Genomic DNA, 25,432 nt, shown 5'->3' with positions numbered 1-25,432 from the left:
CGGCCTGGTCGCACGTTTTCGATCAAATCGGTATCGTGCGCATCGCACGATGGCCGTTCACCTGGAGAAACGCTGATCGCGTTTCCAAATCTCCCAGTCTTTTTGTCGCAATCGGAACTCGACCGGCACGAGAGCGCGGTACAATAGGCATCTCGGAGCCGTTCGCTTGCGGACGGCGGAAAGCCCGCATTCGGGGGGATGGGGACAAGTCCATGGAGCCGGTCAATCCAAAAAGGGTCTTCCCAACAGCTGCAGAAATCACCGTAGGGGCAGCGCTGGGCTGCAATATCGCCTGGGTGTCGATGAGCTTCAAGAGCATGAGCCTGTTCGCAAGCTACCATCACGGCGAAAGCCTGCTCGATACCACCTACCTGATATCCATCATCGCCGTCACGTTGACGCTTGCGCTTGCCGGCATAGCCGACAGGGCTACGGGACGTTTCTTGAAATCCAAGCTGTCGCTTTACCTGCTCCCCTTCGGCGTGTGCGCGTCCACGCTGCTTATGCCGCTTGCGGGGTTCGAGGGAATCGCGGGCACCGCGTTCGTGAGCTTGGCGGGCGTTTTGTCGGGCGTGTTTTCGGGACTGTTCCTCATCAGATTCGGCATGAGCTTCAGCCTCCTGCCCATGCGCGCCATCGTGACGGGCGCCGCATCGGCCCACATCCTGTCGACGCTTCTTTTCGCCCTGTTCTTGCTGTTCTCGCCTTTCGAGGCATGCGTGTTTGCCGCCAGCATGCCCTTGATCGCAGCCGTATTGCTCGAGTTCGGCATGAAGAACATCGGGTTGGCGCCGCAGGAGGCGCCATGCCCGCTCGACCAGCAGACGCCCATCGAAGACCCGCTCGAGCGACGCGACTGGGCCCACCTCGTCACGAGGCTCGGGCTGTGCGCCCTTTTGGTGGGATTCGCGAACGAAGCCGTCCGAACCCTCTACATACAGATGGGCATCGCGAGCGTCGGCGGCACCGTCTACGCGTTCACCCAGGCCCTTGTCGCATTCGGAGTGACCGCCGGAGCGATTGCCATCGCGCTCATCCTTCTCAACTCAAGATCCGAGCGCATGGCGAAAAACTGCTACCACGCGATCGTCGTGTTCCTCGTCATCGGCGCGCTTCTGCTGCCGCTGCCTCTCGTATACCCCGATTCGTCGGCCTACCTTCCCTACGCCGCGAATGCGGCCGCCTACCAATGCTTCAGCTTGTTTATGTGGGTCATCGTGACGGGCATATGCAATCGATACGCGTCGGTCAGGATACGCACGTTTTCATTCGCGCGTGCCGCATGGGCGGTCGGACCGCTGCTGGGCATGCTGCTGGGCCGGTTCGTGCTTCACCAGCACGGCATCCAGCTTGCTTCAGCTTTTCCCATCATGCTGGTTTCGGCTTTGGTCATTCTGCTGGTGAGCAGCGCCGTGTTCACCGAATCGGATCTGTTGAAAGCGATGGACATCATTCCGCTTGAACGCAAGCGCCGCTTCCAGGAAAAATGCCTGAAGGTGGTCGATCGGTACGGTCTGACCGAACGCGAAACCGAGATTCTCATCATGTTCGCGAAGGGACGCAACCTGCCGTACGTGCAAGACCAGCTATGCCTGTCGAAGAGCACGGTTTCCACCCATCGCCAGCACATCTACCAAAAGCTGGGGATTCACTCCCAGCAAGAGTTGATCAACCTCGTGCAAGAAATCGACTGATACGACCCCGGCCCTCCAGGAGAGCGGTTCGCCGTTTGCAAGGGGGTATGGGGAGACGAATCGCGCTCGAGGAGGGCTGAGGGGGTCGCGCGCGCATGAGGAGGGGCGGAGGCCCCCCTCCTCATGCGCCTGCGGAGGGGCTCGCCTGGTCGGCGGCGCCTCCGCAGGCGCTATCGGGGGATGCGCTAGTAGAACATGAAGACCGAGAGCCCCAGGTTGTAGAAGACGACGCGCATGCAGACGGCTCCGACGAGGGCGGCGGCTATCGCGACCGGGGCCCAGAGCCTCCAGTTCCCCGTGCGCCTGCCCATGAAGGCGGCCGCGAGCGGGACGATCGCGCCGACGGCGAGCGCGCCGAGCCACAGGAGCGGGGCCTGGGAGCCCACCGTCGCGGCTGCGTCGGCCATGGCCTTCGTCGGGTGCGTCGGGTCGAAGTAGAGGCCGACGTCGGCGAAGGAGCCGGCGGAGAGCTGGAGGAAGGCGGCGAAGGCGAGGGTTGCGAGGGCGTTGAGGGCGGCGCCGGCGAGGGCGGCGAGACCAGCGGGGGCCCCGGCGCCGGCTGCGCGCTCGGCGGGCTGGCCTGCGGGTCCCCCTGCAGCCAAGGCGGAGAGGAGGGCGAACGTCGCCGGCCCCAACACGCAGGCGTTGCCGAGGACGTAGAGGATCCAGAGCACCGAGTCCCAGGCGGGGCGGGCGGCCATCGTGTAGCTGTGCGCCATGACGGCCACGAGCACCACCGACAGCGCGACGGACAGCCACGCCAGCCACTTGGGCACGCTGGCGCCGTCGTCGGACTTGCGCATGAGCACGAGGTAGGCCACGGCGGCCACGGCAAGCACCACGATCGCGATCAGCTCCTGCGTGATCCCGCTCGTCAGGTGCCCGAACCCGTTGAAGATCCGCTCCCAGTGCTCCAGGTGGAAGAACACCGCGATCCCGCCGGCCGCCAGCAAGACCGCCGAGCAAACCCACGCCGGCACCTGCGCCCGCTTCCCCACCCCGAACACCGCCATCAGCGCCTGCGTCCCGAACAGCCCCGCGCTCCACGCAACCAGCGTGGTGAACAAAATCAAAGGCCATTGCAGTTCCATCATTCACCGCCTCCTTGCCACGTCATATCGCGCAGGATGTACCTGAACGACGGGGCGTTGCCCACATCAGGCAACGCATGAACCTCAGCATCCGTGTAATCGTTCGTTGCCTCGGCAAGCGTGATACGCGATCCATGCATCTCGTCATAAGTCGACCCAGCGTCGCCCGTGCCACAAGGAGCGACGAACGAGTCGTAGCCTTGGTCGACATCGCCGAAGAATCGCGCACGGCCTCCGCATTGGGCGACGCATTGGGGCAATTCGCCTTGAGCCGTCTGCTGCTCGCACAGCGTGCACTTCTCCACCACGCGCTCCTCCTCGTTGAGGTAGCGCACCCCGTACGGACACGACATCGCGCAGAACTGGCAGCCGATGCACTTGGACTTGTCGATCTGCACGGTTCCGTCCTCCAGCTTATGCGAGGCGCCCGTCGGGCACACCTTCACGCACTCGGGGTCGGCGCAGTGCTGGCAACCTAGCGGAAGAAAATACAGCTCCACGTCGGGATAATCCCCGCTCCCTCCCGGAGTTGGATTGGGCCCCACGCGCAGCACTTTGTTCCAATACGAGCCAATCGGAACGTTGTTGACCACCTTGCAAGCTACTGAGCAGGCAAGACATCCAACGCAACGGTTCAGATCAGTAACGATGGCATACTGAGTCATAATTACTCGTCCCTCCCCTCGTATGTAGGCAGCCACTCTTTCAGCCGGGGATCGCTCGAATCGTGGATCATTTCCTGTCCGTCGTACCCGACCGGAACCACGTTTCCATCGGGGCAGTTCTCCGGCGTCGCTTTGTACACGTTCACGGGAAACGCACGAAGGTTCGACGTGCCCACGCACGGATCCTGCGCCGTGCGATCGACCAGGCAATTGATCTCGACAAGCTCGAACCCGCGCCCGGCGGCATTGATCTCGGGCAGCCACCACTGATGCTCGCAGTTGATCACGCCGTCTTTGATGCCGTAGTACAGATCGGCGACCTGGCGGATCTTCCCGCTGGGACTCTCGATCCACACCCAGTCCCCTTGCTCGATGCCGAGGCGCGCGGCCATATTCGGATTCATCTCCACGCGCGGGCTCGTCCATTGCTCGCGGCACCACGGCAGCTGCCGGTGTTCGGAGTGGAAATACACCGGGATGCGACGGCCCGTGGTCATGGTGTAGGGATACTCGTCGTACAATTCGGGCTTGCTCCTCACGCTTTGCGGGGGATCGATAAACGTAGGAAGGTTGTAGCGGCCGTCGTCATAGGTGCTTTCCATAACGAGCGACCACAGCTCGTGCTTCGTGCTTGGCGTAGGGAACCCCGGCTTTCCCGCATTGAGCTTTCCCGTTTGGTAACGGCGATACGTACCCCAGTCGTCAGGGTTGTCCTTCTTGCAGTCGATCCATCCTTCTTTCTGGAACCTCTCCGAAAACTCCGTCCACTCCATGCCCGTGCCTTTGAGCACCGAGTTGCAAACACCCTCCCAATTCGGCCATTGCTCGTCGCCTTCGCCCTCGGCCCAGGGCAGCCCCTGCGCCTTGAACAGGCCGATGGCGATCTCTGGATCCCATTTGCAGTCAGCCGGCGGATCGACCGCCCGGCAGGTAGCGCCCGCCGCGCCCGACGAGCCTTGACTCTTTCGGGGAGAATTGACTTCAAGCCAATGCCACACCGGCAGCACGATATCCGCCGCTCCGGCCGTTGGAGTGAGCCACAAGTCGGCAACCACCCAGAAATCGAACCCCTTGAGGGCTTCCCAGTTGTAGAGCGAGTTGCCCATAGACATGAAATCGCCCGACATGCAGAACCCTCCCACGATGGGGTACGGCTTGCCGGTGTGCGCGGCTTCCATCAGCGTCTCGGCATCCGACCATTGAGGCGCATACGTCGAATAGAGCGGGAATTTCTCCGATCCGATCTGGGGAAGCTTCGACTGAGGGCCGCCTCCCATCACATCGGGCATGCCGCCCACCAACTCGCCGTCGAACGTGTACGTCGTGGGCCCGCGCATTCCCGCCGGCGTATCGTAGTTGCCGGTGATCGCCGTGAGCGCGTCGATGCATCGGCAGTTCTGCACGCAGTTTCCGGCATGCTCGACCGCAAGCATGTACTGGATGCCGCCGTTGCCGTACCCCGTCGAGGGATCGAGACGCGTAGCGTATGCTTTGGCCGCCTTTTCGATCAACTCGGGAGCTACCCCGCAGATCTCCGACGCCTTGTTCGGTTCATACTGCGCGCACTCGGAACGATAGTGCTCCCAAACGGGCTTCACCTTATGGATTGCACCGTCTTTGGTCGTGATTTCGTATTCGCCGTACAGGGCGGGGTCGATTTCCACTTCGAATCCGTCTTCAACGCCGAAACCCGTCGCGTCGGGGACGAAACCCTGGACCACGCCATCCGGCAAGTCTTGAGCCGCCTCTTTCCCCTTCGTCGAAGGGGTCCACGTCTCCCCTTCCCACAGTCCCGTAGAAGCGTCGAAGTACACAAGGCGGTTGCCGACGGTATCCCAGACCATGAACCGCTGAGGGCTGCCGTCCTCCTGCAGGTCGCTCTCCTTCAGCAGCCGCGTCTTGATATCGTACGAGCTGCGCCCCGGCAGCGTCCAACCGGACGGTTCGATGTCTTCGCATACCAGGAACGGGGCGTCCATCCACTTCTTCACGTACAGCTCGTCGAACAGATCGTTTTCGATGATGACGTGCGCCCACGACAATGCCAGCACCGCATCGGTGCCGGGAAACACGTTGTTCCAGATATCGGCCTCGTGTCCCATGTTCGTCTTGCGCGGATCGACGGAGATGTACGTGTCGGCGTTGCTCGCGCAATCCACTACGGTGCGGCAGCTGTCGTCGTAGTTCGATATCTCGCCCGCTCCACCCCATTGCACATACACCTTCGGACGATCGACGACCGCCATGAAACTGAAGGCGTTCGAGGAGACCATGCCGGTCGCGTACCAACGAGGCCCCTTGCATACCTGGTTCGGAGTGTACTTGTTGTTCGATCCGCCCATGGCGTTTCCGAGGGCACCATACGGTGCCATGGACCAGATGCGCGAGGTGCCGCCCATGCCGAACAAGCTTGAACCATCGTACTTTTCAGCTAGCTCCGAGAACTTTTCGCTCATCGTTTGAAAAGCTTCTTCCCAGGTGATACGAACCCATCCGGGATCACCCTCCTCTTTCGGGTTCGTGCGCTTCATGGGATGCTTCAAGCGCGCCGGATGATAGCACGCCTGCAAAGACGCCTGGGACTTCGTGCAGCAATTGCCCTGCGATTGAAACGCGGACTCGTCGCCCTCGATTTTTACCACGCGACCGTCGGACACCGTCACCCACACACCGCATTCCATCTTGCCGCATCCGCGGCAACAAGAACGGATGCGCTTGACTTCGGGTTTGGAGCTTTCGCTCGATTCTGCCAATGCAACGCCCGCTTCCGTCCCCGTCAACGCCGCGCTTGCACCAACTGCCGCTGCAAGTTTGACGAAGCTTCGACGTGTTACGGATATCTTCGACATGCCTCCTCCTAACTACCCCGTCTTATTCGCCCGTGCGAACTCAGTCATAAGCATGTCTCTGCTCGGGACGTCGAGGCATCACCTTCGCAAGGGCTTTTTCCAAAAACCCGCGTCGCTTTTGCGAGGTGATTTCGGGAATAAGCCGACGAAAGAGCATACCCTCCAGAAGGTGATTCCATAGGACGCCTCTCTCATCGGGGCTTTTGCAGGAATCATGTCGAGCGGTCTTCATCGCGTTCGATCACGCGCAGTGTATAATCGAAACAGAACGAGGGGGATTCATCATGAGACGAGACATCCGTCGAAACGACCGTTCATCGCATGCGAATATCGCCAGATGCGGGATCTTGGCCATAGGCTTGGGGTCGTTGGCGGCGTATCAGCTTATGCTGTTTTTCAACGTCACCGCTTACGTGGCCTCGCTCTCGGGCCCCGAGTCCGCACTCGATCGATCCTACCTTATTCAGGGGCTCGCGCTCTTCGCCAGCTATCTGCTGGCGGCCAGGTTTCCCGAACAGACACGACGACTGACGCAACGGCAGTCATCAAAGCTGCTCGCAGCGCTTCTGCTCGCCGCCGCCACGATCGCGCTCTCTTTCGCAGGGATGAGCGAGACGACCGCCATCGTGCTATTCCCCCTTGGCGGGATCGTTGCCGGCGTAGCCTCCGCCGCGCTCTTCCTCGCGTACTCGCAGGCTTTCTGCATGCTGTCCCTGCGGCAAAACCTTATCACCTCTACATTGGCCTTTGGTTTGACCAGCATTTTTTTCGCCTTGTTTTCACCTCTCCTGAAAGAACCGGCGCTTGCTTTCGCCGTTTCGATGATCGCGGTGAGCGGGGTGTGCCTCGCCGCGGTGAAGCCTTTTTTCAAGGAGGGGAAACCTGCCGAACCGGTACAGCGCAGCAAAGATCCCGACTCGGCGCAGGGCTTGCTCGTTCGGTTCATCCTGCTCATCACCGTATGGGGAACCATTAACGAATTCCTTCGCACGTTCTATGTGCAGCTCGGCATGAACGAAGCCGGCAATACGCTGTTTTCCCAAATGCAAGCTATCGGCACGGTGCTTGTCGTATTCGTCTCGATGGCTATCGTGCTTTTCCTGATCGTACTGCCGAAGTCGTTCAATTTATCGCTGGCATATCGTGCGATACTGCTACTTTCGCTTGCGGGCATCCTGCTGCTTCCTCTCGTATCCATGGACGTTTCGCGCACGGTACCTTACGCGCTGACAACCGGTTCGTCGCTCTTGCTTTCCATGACCGTCTGGGTGCTTTCCGTCGTATTCGCAACTATGGGCAACGGCCACCCCGTCAAGGTGGTTGCACGTATTCGAGCATTCTGGGCCATCGGTCCCTATTGCGGGTTCTTCCTCGCGCGCTTTCTGTTCCCTCTCGTTTCGAATTCGTTGGAAATACTCGTTGAGATCACCCTTGCGCTCAGCTGTTTGCTGGTCCTCAGCTACTTGTCGCTCTTCACCGAGCAGAATGTCGACGAGCTGTCGAGATTGTTCCCGTCGAAGCGCAAAGAGCGTTTCAATTTGAAGTGCGCGGAAGTTGCCCGGGAACACAGTCTGTCCGACCGGGAGCTGGAAGTCATGAAGCTGCTTGCGAAAGGAAGGAACGCGAGCTACATTCAGGAAACGCTGTTCATCTCTTACAATACCGCCACTACGCATCGCAAACACATATACCAGAAGCTGGGCATCCATTCGCAGCAAGAATTGCTCGACATGCTCGACACCCATCAGAAAGAAAAAAGCCACCATCGATAACCGGATTCACCCCGGCCCTCCTCGAGAGCGATCCGTCGTTTGCAAGGGGGTATGGGGAGACGAATCGCGCTCGAGGAGGGCCGGGGCCGCCCTGTGCGCCTGCGGAGGGGCTTGCTTCGTTGGAGGGGCCTCCGCAGGCGCTATCGGGGGATGCGCTAGTAGAACATGAACACGCTGAGCCCCAGGTTGTAGAAGACAACGCGCATGCAGACCGCGCCCGCCAGGGCGGCGGCTATCGCGACCGGGGCCCAGAGCCTCCAGTTCCCCGTGCGCCTGCCCACGAAGGCGGCGGCGAGCGGCACGACCGCGCCGACGGCGACCGCGCCCAGCCACAGGAGCGGGGCCTGCGCGCCCACGGTGGCCGCTGCGTCGGCCATGGCCTTGGTGGGGTGCGTCGGGTCGAAGTAGAGGCCGACGTCGGCGAAGGAGCCGGCGGAGAGCTGGAGGAAGGCGGCGAAGGCGAGGGTTGCGAGGGCGTTGGCGGCTGCGCCGGCGAGGGCGGCGAGACCCGCGGGGGCCCCGGCGCCGGCTGCGCGCTCGGCGGGCTGGTCCCCGGGTCCCCCTGCAGCCAAGGCGGAGAGGAGGGCGAACGTCGCGGGGCCCAACACGCAGGCGTTGCCGAGGACGTAGAGGACCCAGAGGACCGAATCCCAGGCAGGTCGGGCGGCCATCGTGTAGCTGTGCGCCATCACGGCCACGAGCATGACCGACAGCGCGACGGACAGCCACGCCAGCCACTTGGGCACGCTGGCGCCGTCGTCGGACTTGCGCATGAGCACGAGGTAGGCCACGGCGGCCACCGCCAGCACCACGATCGCGATCAGCTCCTGCGTGATGCCCGAGGTCAAATGTCCGAACCCGTTGAAGATCCGCTCCCAGTGCTCCAAATGGAAGAACACCGCGATCCCCCCGGCGGCGAGCAGCACGGCCGAGCAAACCCACGCCGGCACCTGCGCCCGCTTCCCCACCCCGAACACCGCCATCAGCGCCTGCGTCCCGAACAGCCCCGCGCTCCAGGCAACCAGGGTGGTGAACAAAATCAAAGGCCATTGCAGTTCCATCATTCACCGCCTCCTTGCCATTTCATATCGCGCAAGATGTACCTGAGCGACGGCTTATTGCCCACATCCGGCAGGCTATACACCTGATCATCCGAGAATGGCGATATATACTCGCCCAGTATCTCGCCGCGAGGCCCGACGAAACCTTCGATACCTTCGTCCGCATCGCCGAACCAGCGTGCCATACCGCAGCATTGACTCACGCACTGAGGAAGTTCGCCCTGAGCGATCTTCTGCTCGCACAAGGTGCACTTCTCCACGACGCGCTCCTCCTCGTTGAGGTAGCGCACCCCGTACGGGCACGACATCGCGCAGAACTGGCAGCCGATGCACTTCGACTTGTCGATCTGCACGGTGCCGTCCTCGGTCTTGTGCGAGGCGCCCGTCGGGCACACCTTCACGCATTCGGGGTTCTCGCAGTGCTGGCACTGCACATTGAGAAAATACAGCTCCACATCGGGCCATTGCCCACTGCCGCCTTCTCGAGGATTCGGGCCAATGCGCAATGTCTTGTTCCAAAACGAGCCCGTCGGAACGCCGTTGACTACCTTGCAGGCAACCGAACAGGCAAGACAACCTACGCAACGATCGAGATCGGTGACGATAGCGTACTGCGTCATAATTCCCCCTCTCCTACTCGAAGTGATCCGGATGGATGCCAGCAGCGCCGATTTCCCATAGCTTGAGGCGAGGATCAGAAGAGTCATGAATGATCTCAGTCCCATCGTTTCCGCAAGGGATAGGATTCCCAAAGGGGGAATTCTCAGGCGTGGCTTTGTACACCTTCACTGGATAGGTGCGCACATTCGACGATCCATTGTATTTATCCTGAGTCTTCCGATCGGTAATGCAATTGATGCATGACAACTCATATCCTTTGTCCGCTTGAGCCAACTCCGGATACCACCATTGATGCTCAGCGTTGATCATGTTCGGCTTAATGCCGTAATAGAGATCGACCGTCTGTCGCACCTTGCCCCAAGGGCTCTCGATCCAGGCCCAATCTCCTTGCTCGAGTCCAAGTTCAGCAGCCGTATCGGGATTGATCTCCATGCGAGGCACCGGCCAAAGCTCGCGACACCAGGGCAGCTGTCGGTGCTCGGAGTGGAAGTACACCGGTATGCGTCGTCCAGTGATGCAGGTAATGGGATACTCCTTGTACGTTTCCGCATCGACCACAGGGCCGTGTGCGGGCTCTGCATAATAAGGCAGCGCTTCGGAAGTGAACCCTGGTGCAAGCTCAGGGCCATCCGCCCCCTCCGGGAAGAACGATTCGATGGAAGTGCACCAAAACTCATGTTTCATCGTAGGCGTGGGGAACCCCGGTTTATTGATGTTCAGCTGAGCCGGTTGCTGATGGGGAGCCAACCGATACGCCTGCCCCACCTCGTATCGACGGTACGTGCCCCAGTCTTCCGGGATCTCGCGTTTCATGTTCCACCAACCGTGCTCTTGGAATGCAGCCTCCAACTCGTTCCAATTGTTGTATGGCGCGCATCCTTGGACACAGCACTGAATCGTGAGGTTTTCGATTTCGAGATCGGCATCAGGTTTGTTCTCAAGCCACGGATCGTCGCCGTCAAACGCTGGGACGCCGAAATACTTCGACAGCTCCATGAAGTACAACGGATCGCTTTTGCATTCGCCAGGAGGATCAACAGCTTTCACGCATAGGCCAAACCCACCGGATGCCCCTTGGGCAATGCGATACGCGTTGATCTCGGTCCAATGGCAGACCGGAAGGAGGATGTCGGCCGCACCTGAAGTAGGGGAATGCCACAGATTCGCCTCGAACAGAAAGTCGAGCATGTTGAGCGCTTCCCAATTGTACTTTGCGTTGCCCATGTTCATATGGTCGCCCGAGCCGATCATGCCACCATGAATCTCATAGGGCGCATCCGGCTCCTTGTGCGCGCATTCCATGGCGGCATTGGCATCGCACCACACACCGTACCAGTATAGAAGCGGCATCTTCTCATTTCCGGCCATCTTGAGCGACAAGTCGGGCGTGGGCATGAACGCGAATGCCGCCATCGACGGAAGCATGGCGCACGGACCCGACTGTTCGGTCCATCCGTTCGTCGCACCGCGCTGGCCGCCCGGCGTGTCGATGGCGCCTACCATTGCGCAAGCCGCCATAATGGCTCTGCAATTCTGCGTTGAGTTGCCCGCATGCTCCACGCCCAGACCGTAATTGATACCGCCGTTGGGTATGCGCGGGTCATCGCGCGTTGCCCATTCAACCACGGCGTCTTCGATAAGCTGGGCATCCACGCCCGTGATCTCCGACACTCGTTCGGGAGTGAATTGTTGCAGGTACTCAGCCCACAAATCCCATGCAGGACGACCGATATGCGTACTTCCGTCCTTAAGCCTTACTTCGAATTCCCCGGTGAGCGCCGGATCGATACGCGGATCGAATTCCGACAGATCCGCGATCCAGCCAGCCACCTTCGATTCGTCGTCGCGAAGACGCGAAACGTCTTGCGTGAATCCAGAGGTTTGTTTTGTCCAGGTCTCGCCTTCCCAATGCGCGTCTTCGGGATCGGCTTGCCAATATGTCCAGCGCCGATTGATCTGATCGTACACAAGATAACGTTTTGGATTCCCCTCGCCTTCAATCTCCCAGTCAACCATAGAAGGATCTATGTCGGCTTCGGTCAGCAAACGAGTACGATATTCGTAGGGGCTTTTCGTGTTTTGAACCGCCTCGGTGTAGCCCGAAGGGTCCATATCGGGCACGACGATGAACGAGGCATTGGACCAGCGTTTCACGAACTGCCAATCCACCAGATCGTGCTTCAATATGATATGGCACCATCCTAGCGCCATGGCATTATCGGTGCCAGGTCGCAAGTTTAACCAATACTTCGCAGTGCGGCCAAGATTCGACAGGCGAGGGTCAACCACGATAAAAGCCTCAGCTTCGCGCGCCACATCAATTACCAAACGAGACGAATCGTCGTAATTCGAAACGGAGGGATCGGTAGCCCATTGGACGTATTTCGTCGAATGGTTTATCACCTCACTCCAAGACCACGCCTGAACGTTGTCGAGACGCGACGAAAAATGGCGCGGACCCTTGCACACTTGGTACGCCGCGATGATGTTCGGCGTACCGAACAGCTCAAGCGCCATGCCAGCATCGGACTGCATGCACCACTGTCGGCCCGTACCGCACCACGTGAACAAGCTTTCAGGACCGTACTTCTCACGCAACTGCATAATATTGTCCGCAATGGTCCGGTAGGCCTCGTCCCAGCTGATCCTCACCCAACCTGGATCTTCGCTGCCCTTCGGGTTCGTGCGCTTCATTGGGAACTTGATACGATCAGGATGATATGCAGCCTGAATGGACGCTTGCCCCTTGCTGCAATGATTGCCCATAGTGTTGAAGCAGGTTTCGTCACCTTCGGTTCGAACCACTTTGCCATCTTGGATGTACACCCACACACCGCATTCGACCTTTCCGCAGCCGCGGCAGCACGAGCGTATCTTCTTGATCCCCCGCTCGCCCGCCGCCCCCGAATTGCCATCGGCAAGCGCCACCGCAGGACGAGTTCCAACACCCATAGCGGCTATTGCACCTGTCGCGGCGGCAAGCTGAGCGAACGCGCGCCTTGTCACGGTCGTCTTCCCCATACACCCTCCTTCTCTCGAGGCTTTCCTTAAACCCGAGTATGGCGAGCAGCCAAAGCATATGGAAATAATGAAAACGAACGTCGCAGGCCAACCGAGATGAAGGTGCATATCGTTATTCCGTTTTCTACCACAGACAATCCGGAAACGCGCGGACGCCGTCGACGTGATACCATGAAGCGGGGAACGCTCTAACGGGCGGAAGGGGATCCTATGAACATCGACTTCTATCGCGAGTTCATCGTTTTGGCGCGCTGCCTCAACTACACCGAAGCAGCTGAGAAGCTGCATATGACCCAGCCTGCGCTGAGCAAGCATATCGTTGCGCTGGAACGCGAATTCGACGCCGAGTTATTCATCCGCGACCGAAGAACCGTGCAACTGAGCGAAGCAGGACGTATTCTGTTCGGATGCGCGATGGAGATGGTCGATGCATACGACAGGGCCCAAGCAGCCATAGCCACGGTCGTGAAAGAACGGCCCATCCGGGTAGACGGGATACTCTACGACAACACGGTGTCGAGCATCATCTCGCTGTCCACCGTGCTGCTCAATGACCAGCACCATGTACCCATTCTGTTTGAGCACCATCAGGATCGACCTCTGTTCGATCAGTTGGATCGAGACGAGGTGGATATGGTGTTCGCGTACGACGAGGCTCATGCGCTCGAAGAGCGAGGGCTGGTTTTCCGCCCGCTTGTTCAAACGCCATTTGTTGCCGTCGTTGATCGCGACCATCCACTTGCTGATCGCTCGGAAATCAGTATAGACGAACTAGCTGACGAGACGTTTATCCAGTTCATCGATGAATACTCCGTTTCGGGATGGAGACGGATCGAGCAGATATGCCACGAACACGGATTCGAGCCAAAAAAGCGTCCCAAGCTAGGGCGTGCCGTGACAAGCTATGCGACTACCTCTCCTGACGGCGGCGTGCTCATCTTGCAGAAGAATCTTCGGCAACTCAAATTTCTCGAAGATGTAAACCAAACCGTAAGCATCCCCATTTCGGACGAGGATGCGCATTTCATCATCTACTGCATCTACAAGCAGGAAAACGAAGAACGCCTCAAGCCGCTCATTGAAGCACTTGATGAATCACGCGAAATCATCATGCGCCACCGCCGAGACGAAAAAGCCTGAACCCCGGCCCTCCGGGAGAGCGGTTCGCCGTTTGCAAGGGGGTATGGGGATGGCGAACCGCGCTCTCGGAGAGCCGGGGAGAGCCGTGCGCGCAGGGAGAGCCCCACCCGTGCGCCTGCGGGTGTAGCGCCCCGACCCCGTGCGCCTGCGGGGCGGCTCGCCTGGTCGGCGGCGCCTCCGCAGGCGCTATCGGGGGATGCGCTAGTAGAACATGAACACGCTGAGCCCCAGGTTGTAGAAGACGACGCGCATGCAGACGGCGCCGACGAGGGCGGCGGCTATCGCGACCGGGGCCCAGAGCTTCCAGTTCCCCGTGCGCCTGCCCATGAAGGCGGCCGCGAGCGGGACGATCGCGCCGACGGCGAGCGCGCCGAGCCACAGGAGCGGGGCCTGGGAGCCCACCGTCGCGGCTGCGTCGGCCATGGCCTTCGTCGGGTGCGTCGGGTCGAAGTAGAGGCCGACGTCGGCGAAGGAGCCGGCGGAGAGCTGGAGGAAGGCGGCGAAGGCGAGGGTTGCGAGGGCGTTGAGGGCGGCGCCGGCGAGGGCCGCGAGACCCGCGGGGGCCCCGGCGTCGGCTGCGCGCTCGGCGGGCTGACCTGCGGGTCCCCCTGCAGCCAAGGTGGAGAGGAGGGCGAACGTCGCGGGGCCCAACACGCAGGCGTTGCCGAGGACGTAGAGGATCCAGAGGGCCGAGTCCCAGGCGGGGCGGGCGGCCATCGTGTAGCTGTGCGCCATGACGGCCACGAGCACCACCGACAGCGCGACGGACAGCCACGCCAGCCACTTCGGCACGCTCGCGCCGTCGTCGGACTTGCGCATGAGCGCGAGGTAGGCCACGGCCGCCACCGCCAAGACCACGATCGCGATGAGCTCCTGCGTGATCCCGGAGGTCAGGTGCCCGAACCCGTTGAAGATCCGCTCCCAGTGCTCCAGGTGGAAGAACACCGCGATCCCGCCGGCGGCGAGCAGCACGGCCGAGCAAACCCAAGCCGGCACCTGCGCCTTCTTCCCCACCCCGAACACGGCCATCAAAGCCTGCGTCCCGAACAGCCCCGCGCTCCACGCCACCAGCGTGGTGAACAAAATCAAAGGCCATTGCAGTTCCATTATTCACCGCCTCCTTGCCAGGTCATATCGCGCAGTAGATACGCGAAGTTCGGATCGTTGCCGACGTTCGGCAGATGATGCAGATCGGAAGCATCGAACGCCTCGACGTAGTCGCCGAGAACCTTATCGCAGGCACCCTCGAACGACTCGACGCCCTGATCCAAATCTCCGAAGAATCGGGCGATCGCACCGCACTGACTCACGCACTGCGGCAGCTCGCCCTGGGCGATCTTCTGCTCGCACAGCGTGCACTTCTCCACGACGCGCTCGACCTCGTTCAAGTAGCGCACCCCGTACGGGCACGACATCGCGCAGAACTGGCAGCCGATGCACTTGGACTTGTCGATCTGCACGGTGCCGTCCGCAAGCTTGTGCGAGGCGCCCGTCGGGCACACCTTCACGCACTCGGGGTTCTCGCAGTGCTGGCACGACACGGTGAGAAAGTACAAGTCGACATCGGGCCAGTTGCCGCCCTCTGCACGAGGCGTGGGGCCAATGCGCAGCGTCTTATTCCAAAAGCTGCCCACCGGCACGCCGTTGACCACTTTGCACGCCATCGAACAGGCCAGGCAGCCCACGCAGCGATCGAGGTCGGTGACGATTGCATACCGCGTCATGACCTACTCCCCCTCTCGGATCTCGTAATTCGGAAGCCATTCCCTCAGACGCGGGTCCGAGGCGTCGTGGATGATTTCCGTCCCGTCGTCCCCGCACGGCACCGGATTGCCGAACGGGCTATTTTCCGGCGTCGCCTTGTACACCTTCACGTGATATGCACGCAGGTTCGAGGCACCGCAAACGGGATCCTGGTTCTCGCCCTCGACCAGGCAGTTGATATTGCATAGGTCGAAACCCTTCTTCGCCTCGTGCAGCTCCGGGAACCACCATTGGTGCTCGCAGTTGATCACGCCGGGTTCGATGCCGTAGTACAGATCGACAACTTGTCGAACCTTGGCACGAGGCGACTCGATCCACACCCAATCGCCCTGCTCGATGCTGAGCGCCTGCGCATCGACAGGGTTGATCTCAACGCGCGGCACCGGCCACAGCTCGCGGCACCACGGCAGCTGCCGGTGCTCGGAATGAAAGTAGACCGGGATGCGGCGGCCGGTGGTCATAAGGAAAGGCCATTCGTTCGAAATGGACGGGTTCGCCAGCTCGGTCTCTGGTGCCGGCTCCCACGACGGAAGCTCATAGCCCGCTTCTGGCATGTACGTCTCGATCGCCGTCGACCAGATCTCCTGCTTGCGCGTCGGCGTGGTGAAGCCTTTCATGGGATTGCCGGCCGGAGTCGTGCCCACCACCAGCGGCTGGCTGAGCATACCCGTCTCATATCGACGATACGTTCCCCACGTTTCAGGAGCAATGGCGCGGCAGTCCCACCAGCCGTGCTCCTGGAACGCCTGACGATACTCCTGCCAGTTCGAATACCCCGCGGCAAGCACCAGGTTGTCGAATTGCCGCTCGGCCGTCGGCCAGTATTCCCCCTCCTGGTATCCCAAGGCAACCGGTTCGTCGATATAGGGAATGCCTAGCTTTTGATACACGTCGACGACGATCTGCGGATCGAACCGGCAATCCGCCGGCGGATCGATGGCGCGGCACGTCGCCCCCTGCGCGCCCGTCGAGCCCTGGGACACGCGCGGGCAGTCGACCTCGGTCCAATGGCATACCGGCAGCAGGATATCGGCCGTTCCGGCCGTAGGGGTCTTCCAGAGCTCCATCACAAAGAAGAAGTCGAGCTTGCACAAAGCCTCGTAGTACTTGAGCGAATTGCCCTGGTTCATGAAACCGGATGCCTCGCACAATCCTCCGACCACCGGATACGGATCGCCTGTGAGGATGGCGTCGTGCACCGAATTTGCGTCGGCCCATTGCTGCCACCACCCCAACATGGGAATCTTGTCGACGCCCAGCTGCTTTTCGGGCCAGACGGAGAAGTCGACGCCCTTCCCATGCTTCGAGCTCAACGTGGGCTGGGAATCGTCAGGGCGCGTGTACGTGCCGTACGTAGGACCGCGCTGGCCCGCCGGCGTGTCCATATTGCCCGTGATGCCGCAGAGGTTGTCGAAGATGCGGTTGTTCTGGATGGCGTTGCACGCATGCTCAGGAGCAAGCATGTACTGCAGGCCGCCGTTGCCGTACCCCGTGGACGGATCCAGAGGAGTCGCCCACGTCAGCGCGGCCTTTTCGATTTGGTCGGCAGGGACGCCCGTGATCTCTTGCGCCTTTTCGGGCGCGTATTCGGCAGCACGGGCCGTATAATGCTCCCACACCGGCTTCATGTCGTGGGTCGTACCGTCGGCAAGCGTCACCTCGAACGTACCGTAGAGCGCCGGATCGATCTCGGGATCGAACGGCGAGGGCTCGGCGATGCGACCGGGCACGGTCTGCTTGGGAAGGTTCGGCTGAGGATTCTCGCGGAACTTGTCCCATATCTCATCGGGCTCTCCCTCCCACAGGCCCGTCTGAGCATCGAAGTACGTGAGATGCCCGCTCGGATCGTTCTCGTGCAGCGGATGCGCCTCGTCGCTGCCGGCAAGCTCGTCCCATACCATGAAGCGAAGTGGGCTTCCGCCCTCCCTGAGATCGCACTCCTTCAGCAGGCGCGTCGCCATGGGCTTGCCGGGCCACCAAGCCAACTTCTGAGCCACCGGAACGCCGCCGGAAGGCTTCATGCCCTCCACGACCAGAAACGGCGCATCGGTCCAGCGCTTCACATACAGATCGTCGTACAGACCATTTTCGATCACGACGTTCGTCCAGGCGAGCGCCAGCGCGCCGTCGGTTCCAGGCTTCAGATGCTGATGGAGATCGGCTTCGCGGCCGAGGTTGGTCGTGCGGGGATCAACGCAAATGTAGCTGTCCGCCGTCTTGGCGATATCGACCGTGGTGCGGCAGCTTTCATCGTAGTTGGATATTTCCGACGCCCCACCCCACGCTACGAACACGCGCGGTCGATCAGTGGTCGCCATCCACGAGAACTCGTATTCCGAAACCAAATCCGTCGCGAAATGACGAGGTCCCTTGCATATCTGCCACGCCGTAACCGAGTTCGGACTTCCGAACATCTGCGGCCATGCAGCATAGGCGTGCTGCGTCCAGATGCGCGAAGTGCCACCCATGAAGAACAGAGCTTCGGGGCCGTGCTTGTCGACGATTTCTTGGAACTTCTCCGCAATGGTCGCGTACGCCTCGTCCCATGTTATGCGAACCCAGCCGGGATCGGCTTCCCCTTTGGGGTTCGTCCGCTTCATGGGATGGTACAGGCGATCCGGGTGATACGCCGCCTGGATGGACGCCTGCGACTTCGTGCAACAGTTTCCCATCGAATGGAACGCCGTGTCGGCATCTCCTTCTACTTTCACCACGCGGCCGTCTTGGACGGTCACGTACACGCCGCACTCGTTCTTGCCGCACGCACGGCAGCACGATCGCACGATTTTCGTGTCCGAAGCGCCCGCGCTCGAACCCGAAACGTCAGCCAGCGCCCGTCCACTCAGAAACGCGTTCGACGAAACGGTCGCCCCGACGACGGCTGCAAGCTTTGCGAAACCGCGTCGCGTCATGTTCGCCTTGAACATACATCCCCTCCTCTTGCTCTCGTCTTTTCTTTGGAGTTTTCGAACTTTACAAACTCCCGGAACAACCGCGATAATAGGGTGCCCGAGGCGAATCGAACCGACCTCGTTTCTATGGTTTTCTGGCAAACGCCCCCATAGAGACTCTATGGGAAAGAGAAGGAATGCCTGATGAATAGCCCAGCAACCATCAAAGAGGCTCCTGTTGACGACATGCCAGGACATCTTGGCGGACTGCGGTTCAGTTTGCTGGGGTTCGTGTTCCATCTCTCGTGGATGTACCTGTTCCTGTACGTTCAGGCACCGGCCGGACTTGCAAGCGTCCTCTCGTCGGCCGATTCAAGTTCGTCGTTTCTCGGAATGTCCTCGCCGCTGTATCCTTCATCGGCTCTTGCGCTCGTTGCGACGCTGGCCGCATTCGCAATCGTTCCGAACAGGATGCTTGCTCTTGCTCATTCGAGGATCGCGAGCTTCGCCGCACCCGTGGTCACATCGACGGGAACGCTGATGTATTGCATCCTCTATTACACGGGATTGGACACCGGCAGCGTTCCGGAGACAATCTCCATTGCATCCGGCATTCTGACGGGGATAGGCTCGGGATTTCTGGCCGCACGCTGGGCACATGCGTTCGGAGCAGCCGGCATCTCAAGCGTTTTAGGAAGCACGCCGACCATCCTTGCCGGAATCATCGCCGTATGCGTTACAACGCCTTACCTTCCGTTAGGTATCGGCCTTGTGCTCGTGGTCGTCCTTCCGTTGCTGTCGGGAGCATGCGTATCGAAGGCTGATGCGGGCAAGGTCTCTTTGACGACCGAGGCAGAGCCCTGTGTGACGGCTGGTCGGACAGGTGCATACGTCGGCATGACCGCGAGTATCGTAACGCTCGGAATCGTGCTTGGATTCCTGAACACCTCCACAGCGAGCCCGGCGTTCTCCGAGTATCTGGTGTTCTTCTTCCTCACCGCCACCGTTGCCGTGCTGGCGGCTTGCGCCGCGTACATTCTCCGCGTCCAGCGCAAAGGGTTTCTGATCCAGCTCGTCGCACCGGTTTGCGCCATAGGCTGCCTGGCCATCCTGTTAGTGCAGGCGAACCAAGCTGATCTTTTCACAAGCTTCATCCCCATCGGAAGCGCATGTCTTGAAATGCTGTTCTTGGTGACGCTTGTCATCTTGGCAAAACGCTTCGGCCTCTCCGCAGTCCGCACGTTCGCGCTCGGCCGAATCGCCTACGCCGTTTCCAACTTGGCAGGGTCAACTCTGGGACCGCAGTTCGCAGTCTCGGGAGAAACGACCGAAACAGTGCAGATAGCAAGCTTCATGCTGTTCGCGGGCGTCGAACTCATCTCGATAGCGGCCATCGCGGTGCTCATCCTGGCGCGGCCCACGACGGACGAGAAAGCCGACGTACCTTCACATACATCCCAACGGCGAATTTGCGAACCAGCATTCGAACCGACCCCGCGCACGCCCGGCAAAGGTGGACGCTTCAAGACGAAGCTTGAGCGGTTTGCGCAGACTTACCAGCTGTCGGCGCGGGAGACGGACGTTGCCGAGCAGCTGCTCAAAGGCCGCGGGTACGCGCGTATCCAGCAGGAGCTCAACATCGCGGAGGGCACCGTGAACTACCATACGCGCAACATCTATGCGAAAACCGACGTTCACACTAGAGAAGACCTCATCGACCTGTTCGACTCCTTCGACGACTAGCCGAACCCGCCTCCCGTCGGAGGTCGCCGGTCAACCCCGAGACCAGAGTTCTTTCAACCTGCGGAAAACGTCGAGACGCTCACGCCGAGCCGCGTTGCCACTTCTTCGGCATCCAGTTCGCACGCCTCATAGCTCGAAATCACCTCACGCAGCACGAGCTCATCGACCGGCTTGCGCTTGCGGCTCTTGCGCACGCCGATGCTTACCCGATTCCGTAAAAATATGAATCTATCGGCCAATGAGACCATTCCTCATCGGCCAACATGCTATTCCAAATCCAAGGCCCTCTCGAAGCTGGACACTCGACCTCTGGTAGCAATATGACCATGGTTCTGCAACTTTTTCGACTTTGTGGCAAGCGGGCGATTGAGGCCGGTTCTCCCATCAGGCATTTCGCAATCGCACTCCTCGAGCGCGGTTCGCCGTTTGCAAGGGGGTGTGGGGATGGCAAACCGCGCTCGAGGAGGGCCGGGAGAGTCGCGCGCACGGGCGAGGAGGGGCGGGGGCTCCCCCTCCTTGTGCGCCTGCGGGGCGGCTCGCCTGGTCGGCGGGGCCTCCGCAGGCGCTATCGGGGGATGCGCTAGTAGAACATGAAGACCGAGAGCCCCAGGTTGTAGAAGACGACGCGCATGCAGACGGCTCCGACGAGGGCGGCGATTATGGCTGCCGGGGCCCAGAGCCTCCAGTTCCCCGTGCGCCTGCCCACGAACGCGGCGGCCAGCGGCACGATCGCGCCGACGGCGACCGCGCCGAGCCACAGGAGCGGGGCCTGGGAGGCGACCGTCGCGGCGGCGTCGGCCATGGCCTTCGTCGGGTGCGTCGGGTCGAAGTAGAGGCCGACGTCGGCGAAGGAGCCGGCGGAGAGCTGGAGGAAGGCGGCGAAGGCGAGGGTTGCGAGGGCGTTGAGGGCGGCGCCGGCGAGGGCCGCGAGACCCGCGGGGGCCCCGGCGCCGGCTGCGCGCTCGGCGGGCTGACCTGCGGGTCCCCCTGCAGCCAAGGTGGAGAGGAGGGCGAACGTCGCGGGGCCCAACACGCAGGCGTTGCCGAGGACGTAGAGGATCCAGAGGGCCGAGTCCCAGGCGGGGCGGGCGGCCATCGTGTAGCTGTGCGCCATGACGGCCACGAGCACCACCGACAGCGCGACGGACAGCCACGCCAGCCACTTCGGCACGCTCGCGCCGTCGTCGGACTTGCGCATGAGCGCGAGGTAGGCCACGGCCGCCACCGCCAAGACCACGATCGCGATGAGCTCCTGCGTGATCCCGGAGGTCAGGTGCCCGAACCCGTTGAAGATCCGCTCCCAGTGCTCGAGATGGAAGAACACCGCGATCCCGCCCGCGGCCAGCAGCACGGCCGAGCAAACCCAAGCCGGCACCTGCGCCTTCTTCCCGACGCCGAACACCGCCATCAAAGCCTGCGTCCCGAACAGCCCCGCCGACCAGGCGACCAGCGTGGTGAAGATGATCAAAGGCCACTGGAGTTCCATTATTCACCGCCTCCTTGCCACGTACGATTGCGCAGGATGTACACGAAGCTCGGGTTGTTCCCCACGTTCGGCAGGCGATACACATCGCTTTCGGCATACGACTCGATCTCGTCGACCAACTTCGCGCGACTCTGGACGGTCGCATCGTAGTCGACGTTCCTTGAAGCGATATCGATGGGAGCCGGGCCCTCGAAACCTGCGATCCCTTGCTCCAGATCACCGAAATAGCGCGCACGGCCGCCACATTGCGTGACGCACTGCGGCAGCTCGCCCTGGGCAATCTTCTGCTCGCACAAGGTGCACTTCTCCACCACGCGCTCCTCCTCGTTCAAATACCGCACCCCGTACGGGCACGACATGGCGCAGAACTGGCAGCCGATGCACTTGGACTTGTCGATCTGCACGGTTCCGTCCTCCAGCTTGTGCGAGGCACCGGTCGGGCACACCTTCACGCACTCGGGGTCGGCGCAGTGCTGGCATTGCACGGTGAGGAAGTACATCTCCACATCGGGGAACTCGGCGCCTTCGAACTTCGGATTCGGGCCGATGCGCAGCACCTTGTTCCAATACGACCCGATAGGAACGTCGTTCACCACTTTGCAGGTCACCGAGCATGCCAGGCAGCCTACGCACCGATTGAGATCGGTGGCAATCGCATACTGAGTCATAGCCTAGTCCCTCCCCTCGTAGTTCGGCAGCCATTCCTTCAAACGCGGGTCATCGGGCGACGTGATCATCTCGGTCCCGTCGACGTCGCACGGCACGGGATTGCCGAACGGCGAGTTCTCGGGCGTGGCTTTGTACACCTTCACGTTGTAAGCGCGCGCGTACGAAGATCCGCACAGAGGATCGCGCATGTCCTTGTTCACCAGGCAGTTGATGCTGATGAGGTCGAAACCCTTCGTCGCGCCGTGGAACTCGGGCAGCCACCACTGATGCTCGCAGTTGATGGTCCCCGGGCGGATGCCGTGATAGAGATCCGCCACTTGTCGCACCTTGCCGCGCTCTGTCTCGATCCACACCCAATCGCCCTGCTCTATGCCGAGCTCAAGCGCATCCTTCGGGTTGATCTCTACGCGCGGCACCGGCCACAGCTCGCGGCACCACGGCAGCTGCCGGTGCTCGGAGTGGAAGTACACGGGAATGCGACGGCCCGTCGTCATGATGTAGGGGTACTCCTGAGCCCGCTCAGGCTGCGCAACGGGACTCTCCGGGGGCTCGGAATACGTGGGAAGGTTGTACCGGCCGTCAGGATGGTACGTCTCGATGATGGTCGACCATATCTCCTGCTTGAGCGTGGGCGTCTGCAAGCCCGGCTTGCCATCGGAGCGGCAGTGGCCCGTTTCGTAGCGTCGGTAAGTGCCCCAGTCGTCGGGGTATTCCTTCTTGCAGTCGCGGAAACCGGTCTTCTGAAACTCCTGCTTCCACTCCTCCCAGGTAAGACCCATCGGCTCGCATGCCGCATCAAGCTCCTTGATGGAGTCCGGCCACGGATCGTCGGGGTCGGCGCTCCAGGGAATGCCCATGGCCTTGCACAGCTGGATGATGATGTCCACGTCGAACCAGCTCTCGCCGAGCGGCTCCACGCACTTGCAATGGCTTCCCTCCATGCCGCCAGACCCTTGGGAGCGGCGAGGGCAATCCACCTCGAGCCAATGGCGCGCAGGCAGCAGGATATCCGCCAGCTGCGACGTGGGCGTATGCCACAGGTCGATGTCCAGCAGGAAGTCCAGCTTCTTCAAGCCTTCCCAACCCCAAAGAGCGTTGGACATGTTCATCACATCGCCCGACTGGCAGACGCCGCCGTACAACGGGTACGGCGCCCCTTCGTTGTTGCACGCATCCCAAATGGCCGTCGAATCGGCCCAGATGCCGTGATGCTTGAGCAAAGGAATGTCCTCCACGCCCAGCACCTTGTCCCACAAGTCAGCCGACGCCATGGGCAGACCGCTGCCCATCATGGCGAACTCTTCGTCGAAAGTCGCGGCCGTTGCGCCGCGATTGCCGCCGGGGGTGTCGAAGTTCCCCGTGATCCCCACGATGAGATCGCAGATACGGCTGTTCTGGACCGAGTTGCACGCATGCTCGATGGCCAGCATGTACTGGATGCCGCCGTTGCCGTATCCGGTCGATGGATCGATAGGCGTCGCATAGGTGATGGCCGCCTCGCGCAAAGCATCAGCCGAAACGCTGGTGATCTCCTCCACCTTCTCGGGCGTGAAATCGGCTACGTAGTCCGAGAACGTTTGCCACACCGTTTTGCAGACCGAGGTCGAACCGTCTTTCAGGGTGACTTCCACCTGCCCGAATATCTGAGGATCTATCTCCGGATCGAACCCGGTAGGATCGGGCACCCAACCTTGCGTCACGCCGGGTGCGAGGTGCTTTTGCTGCGCCTCCTTCCCCGTCAGCGTGCGAGGCTGCTCGCCCTCCCAGTATCCCGTATCCGCATCGAAATACGTAAGCCGCTGGTTCAACTGATCGTAGACCATGAACCGTTTCGGACTGCCGTCTTCCTGCACATCGGATTCCTTGAGCAGGCGCGTTTTGATTTCTTCTGGACCGCCGGCACCCATCTGCTGCCAACCGGAAGGCTCGATATCCTCGCACACGAGGAACGGGCCGTTCGTCCACCGCTTCACCCAAAGCTCGTCGTACAGGTTGTTCTCCATGATCACGTTGAGCCAGCCGAGCCCCACCGCGCCGTCGGTGCCGGGACGCAGCGGATTCCATATGTCGGCTTCTTTGCCGAGGTTCGTCTGACGCGGATCGACGATGATGTGCTTGTCCGCCTTGACCGCAGCATCGACCGTCGTGCGACACGAGTCATCGTAGTTGGACAGCTCCGAAGCGCCGCCCCATTGCACGAACACGCTCGGCCGGTCGACCGTGGCCATCCAGCTGTACGCACGAGCCGACACCATGCCGGTGGCCACATGGCGGGGACCCTTGCAAATCTGGTACGCCTGATGGGTGTTCGCCGTGTTCAGAATGCCCTGCATGCCGAGCGCGCTCGCCATGCAGTAGATGCGGCTGGTGCCGCACATCGAGAACATGGAGTTCCCGCCGCGCTGCTCCTTGATCTCGTTGAGCTTCGTGCCGGCTTCGGCGAGAGCCTCGTCCCAGCTGATGCGCACCCAACCCGGATCGTCGTCGCCCTTGGGATTCGTGCGTTTCATGGGATACGCGAGCCGATCGGGATGGTAGCACGCCTGCAGCGAAGCCTGCGACTTGCTGCAGCTGTTCCCCGACGACGCGAACGAGCTCTCGTCCCCCTCGATCTTGATGGCGCGGCCGTTCTCCACCGTCACCCACACGCCGCATTCCATCTTGCCGCACCCGCGGCACATCGTGCGAATACGCTGCACGCCGTCCGACGACGCAACCGTCCCGCTGTCGTGCTCTTCGGCAAGCGCCGCCGGCGCCGTTGCCGACGTCAGCGCAAGCGCAGCGCTCGTCACCCCTGCGAGCCTCATGAAGCTGCGACGGCTCATGGTGCCGAACGACCGCCTTTGCGTGGTGTTCGCCATAGCTCCTCCTCTGCCGGTTCCCTTTTCACCCGCACTCCAACGAGCGGGCCGGACCAAGCGTCCGTGCGAACCATGATGCAGATCGAGCGCGAGTTGAGCACCCC

17 protein-coding genes are annotated in these 25,432 nt (G+C 61.2%); 4 read left to right on the top strand and 13 right to left on the bottom strand.

What is annotated here, in order from left to right; translation table 11 throughout:
- Positions 1 to 35: 35 nt before the first annotated feature.
- Positions 36 to 1,694, top strand: a complete 1,659-nt coding sequence (locus tag GS424_RS03070) for a helix-turn-helix transcriptional regulator (protein WP_244977651.1) — start codon at positions 36 to 38, stop codon at positions 1,692 to 1,694.
- A 185-nt stretch (positions 1,695 to 1,879) separates the two neighbouring features.
- Here the strand turns inward: GS424_RS03070 and GS424_RS03065 are convergent, their stop codons facing one another.
- Genes GS424_RS03065 through GS424_RS03055 form a run of 3 tightly spaced genes read right to left on the bottom strand, consistent with a single transcriptional unit; the run spans position 1,880 to position 6,299 of the window.
- Entirely contained in the window at positions 1,880 to 2,785 is a 906-nt protein-coding gene (locus GS424_RS03065) for a dimethyl sulfoxide reductase anchor subunit family protein (protein WP_193666565.1), read from the bottom strand.
- Positions 2,785 to 3,450: a 4Fe-4S dicluster domain-containing protein gene (locus GS424_RS03060; RefSeq protein ID WP_160943679.1), complete on the bottom strand. Its 666-nt coding sequence runs from the start codon at positions 3,448 to 3,450 to the stop codon at positions 2,785 to 2,787. The genes GS424_RS03065 and GS424_RS03060 overlap by 1 nt, the downstream gene beginning before the upstream one ends.
- A gap of 2 nt (positions 3,451 to 3,452) precedes the next feature.
- Positions 3,453 to 6,299 (bottom strand): molybdopterin-containing oxidoreductase family protein, encoded by a 2,847-nt coding sequence (locus tag GS424_RS03055; RefSeq protein WP_160943680.1) that lies wholly within the window; start codon positions 6,297 to 6,299, stop codon positions 3,453 to 3,455.
- A gap of 284 nt (positions 6,300 to 6,583) precedes the next feature.
- Between GS424_RS03055 and GS424_RS03050 the strand changes: the two genes are divergently transcribed.
- Positions 6,584 to 8,071 (top strand): helix-turn-helix transcriptional regulator, encoded by a 1,488-nt coding sequence (locus GS424_RS03050; RefSeq protein WP_160943681.1) that lies wholly within the window; start codon positions 6,584 to 6,586, stop codon positions 8,069 to 8,071.
- Between the two features lie 155 nt (positions 8,072 to 8,226).
- Here the strand turns inward: GS424_RS03050 and GS424_RS03045 are convergent, their stop codons facing one another.
- The 3 genes from GS424_RS03045 to GS424_RS03035 are packed head-to-tail and all read right to left on the bottom strand — an operon-like array spanning position 8,227 to position 12,774.
- Positions 8,227 to 9,132, bottom strand: coding sequence for a dimethyl sulfoxide reductase anchor subunit family protein (locus GS424_RS03045; protein ID WP_160943682.1), 906 nt, complete (start codon positions 9,130 to 9,132; stop codon positions 8,227 to 8,229).
- Positions 9,132 to 9,752 carry a 4Fe-4S dicluster domain-containing protein gene (locus tag GS424_RS03040; protein WP_009608020.1) on the bottom strand — a complete coding sequence of 207 codons (621 nt, stop codon included), beginning with the start codon at positions 9,750 to 9,752 and terminating at the stop codon, positions 9,132 to 9,134. Before GS424_RS03040 ends, GS424_RS03045 begins: the two co-directional genes overlap by 1 nt.
- Positions 9,753 to 9,765: 13 nt before the next feature.
- Complete coding sequence (locus GS424_RS03035; protein WP_156996430.1) at positions 9,766 to 12,774, bottom strand: molybdopterin-containing oxidoreductase family protein; 3,009 nt, start codon at positions 12,772 to 12,774, stop codon at positions 9,766 to 9,768.
- Positions 12,775 to 12,984: 210 nt separating this feature from the next.
- On the opposite strand from GS424_RS03035, the gene GS424_RS03030 reads away from it, so the two are divergent.
- On the top strand, positions 12,985 to 13,914 hold the full coding sequence (locus GS424_RS03030; RefSeq protein ID WP_009608113.1) for a LysR family transcriptional regulator: 930 nt from the start codon (positions 12,985 to 12,987) through the stop codon (positions 13,912 to 13,914).
- Positions 13,915 to 14,115: 201 nt separating this feature from the next.
- Here the strand turns inward: GS424_RS03030 and GS424_RS03025 are convergent, their stop codons facing one another.
- From GS424_RS03025 to GS424_RS03015, 3 genes are read right to left on the bottom strand one after another with little or no spacing between them, the layout of a single operon-like run.
- Positions 14,116 to 15,021, bottom strand: a complete 906-nt coding sequence (locus GS424_RS03025; protein WP_193666543.1) for a dimethyl sulfoxide reductase anchor subunit family protein — start codon at positions 15,019 to 15,021, stop codon at positions 14,116 to 14,118.
- Positions 15,021 to 15,638: a 4Fe-4S dicluster domain-containing protein gene (locus tag GS424_RS03020; RefSeq protein WP_160943698.1), complete on the bottom strand. Its 618-nt coding sequence runs from the start codon at positions 15,636 to 15,638 to the stop codon at positions 15,021 to 15,023. Before GS424_RS03020 ends, GS424_RS03025 begins: the two co-directional genes overlap by 1 nt.
- A 3-nt stretch (positions 15,639 to 15,641) precedes the next feature.
- Complete coding sequence (locus GS424_RS03015; RefSeq protein WP_160943700.1) at positions 15,642 to 18,605, bottom strand: molybdopterin-containing oxidoreductase family protein; 2,964 nt, start codon at positions 18,603 to 18,605, stop codon at positions 15,642 to 15,644.
- A 168-nt stretch (positions 18,606 to 18,773) separates the two neighbouring features.
- Between GS424_RS03015 and GS424_RS03010 the strand changes: the two genes are divergently transcribed.
- Entirely contained in the window at positions 18,774 to 20,312 is a 1,539-nt protein-coding gene (locus tag GS424_RS03010) for a helix-turn-helix transcriptional regulator (RefSeq protein ID WP_160943697.1), read from the top strand.
- A gap of 53 nt (positions 20,313 to 20,365) precedes the next feature.
- Here GS424_RS03010 and GS424_RS03005 read toward each other — a convergent pair whose 3' ends face one another.
- The 4 genes from GS424_RS03005 to GS424_RS02990 all read right to left on the bottom strand — a co-directional run bounded on the left by GS424_RS03005 (position 20,366) and on the right by GS424_RS02990 (position 25,328).
- Positions 20,366 to 20,551, bottom strand: a complete 186-nt coding sequence (locus GS424_RS03005; RefSeq protein WP_244977648.1) for a hypothetical protein — start codon at positions 20,549 to 20,551, stop codon at positions 20,366 to 20,368.
- Positions 20,552 to 20,892: 341 nt separating this feature from the next.
- The gene (locus tag GS424_RS03000) at positions 20,893 to 21,798 is read right to left on the bottom strand and encodes a dimethyl sulfoxide reductase anchor subunit family protein (RefSeq protein ID WP_193666542.1); all 906 of its coding nucleotides are present in this window, start codon (positions 21,796 to 21,798) and stop codon (positions 20,893 to 20,895) included.
- Positions 21,798 to 22,466, bottom strand: a complete 669-nt coding sequence (locus tag GS424_RS02995; RefSeq protein ID WP_009608072.1) for a 4Fe-4S dicluster domain-containing protein — start codon at positions 22,464 to 22,466, stop codon at positions 21,798 to 21,800. The genes GS424_RS03000 and GS424_RS02995 overlap by 1 nt, the downstream gene beginning before the upstream one ends.
- 3 nt (positions 22,467 to 22,469) lie before the next feature.
- The gene (locus GS424_RS02990) at positions 22,470 to 25,328 is read right to left on the bottom strand and encodes a molybdopterin-containing oxidoreductase family protein (protein WP_160943693.1); all 2,859 of its coding nucleotides are present in this window, start codon (positions 25,326 to 25,328) and stop codon (positions 22,470 to 22,472) included.
- Positions 25,329 to 25,432 lie beyond the last annotated feature (104 nt).

The organism is Eggerthella guodeyinii (assembly GCF_009834925.2).
GTDB classification, from domain to species: Bacteria; Actinomycetota; Coriobacteriia; order Coriobacteriales; family Eggerthellaceae; genus Eggerthella; species Eggerthella guodeyinii.
This window is presented reverse-complemented; position numbering and strand designations above follow the sequence as displayed.

Excerpts from the sequence above, each read along its gene's own strand:
- GS424_RS03035 (WP_156996430.1), bottom strand. The coding sequence starts at position 12,774 with ATGGGGAAGACGACCGTGACAAGGCGCGCGTTCGCTCAGCTTGCCGCC.
- GS424_RS03065 (WP_193666565.1), bottom strand. The coding sequence starts at position 2,785 with ATGGAACTGCAATGGCCTTTGATTTTGTTCACCACGCTGGTTGCGTGG.
- GS424_RS03055 (WP_160943680.1), bottom strand. The coding sequence starts at position 6,299 with ATGTCGAAGATATCCGTAACACGTCGAAGCTTCGTCAAACTTGCAGCG.
- GS424_RS03030 (WP_009608113.1), top strand. The coding sequence starts at position 12,985 with ATGAACATCGACTTCTATCGCGAGTTCATCGTTTTGGCGCGCTGCCTC.
- GS424_RS03040 (WP_009608020.1), bottom strand. The coding sequence starts at position 9,752 with ATGACGCAGTACGCTATCGTCACCGATCTCGATCGTTGCGTAGGTTGT.
- GS424_RS02990 (WP_160943693.1), bottom strand. The coding sequence starts at position 25,328 with ATGGCGAACACCACGCAAAGGCGGTCGTTCGGCACCATGAGCCGTCGC.
- GS424_RS03060 (WP_160943679.1), bottom strand. The coding sequence starts at position 3,450 with ATGACTCAGTATGCCATCGTTACTGATCTGAACCGTTGCGTTGGATGT.
- GS424_RS03045 (WP_160943682.1), bottom strand. The coding sequence starts at position 9,132 with ATGGAACTGCAATGGCCTTTGATTTTGTTCACCACCCTGGTTGCCTGG.
- GS424_RS03025 (WP_193666543.1), bottom strand. The coding sequence starts at position 15,021 with ATGGAACTGCAATGGCCTTTGATTTTGTTCACCACGCTGGTGGCGTGG.
- GS424_RS03050 (WP_160943681.1), top strand. The coding sequence starts at position 6,584 with ATGAGACGAGACATCCGTCGAAACGACCGTTCATCGCATGCGAATATC.
- GS424_RS03000 (WP_193666542.1), bottom strand. The coding sequence starts at position 21,798 with ATGGAACTCCAGTGGCCTTTGATCATCTTCACCACGCTGGTCGCCTGG.
- GS424_RS02995 (WP_009608072.1), bottom strand. The coding sequence starts at position 22,466 with ATGACTCAGTATGCGATTGCCACCGATCTCAATCGGTGCGTAGGCTGC.
- GS424_RS03020 (WP_160943698.1), bottom strand. The coding sequence starts at position 15,638 with ATGACGCGGTATGCAATCGTCACCGACCTCGATCGCTGCGTGGGCTGC.
- GS424_RS03015 (WP_160943700.1), bottom strand. The coding sequence starts at position 18,605 with ATGTTCAAGGCGAACATGACGCGACGCGGTTTCGCAAAGCTTGCAGCC.
- GS424_RS03010 (WP_160943697.1), top strand. The coding sequence starts at position 18,774 with ATGAATAGCCCAGCAACCATCAAAGAGGCTCCTGTTGACGACATGCCA.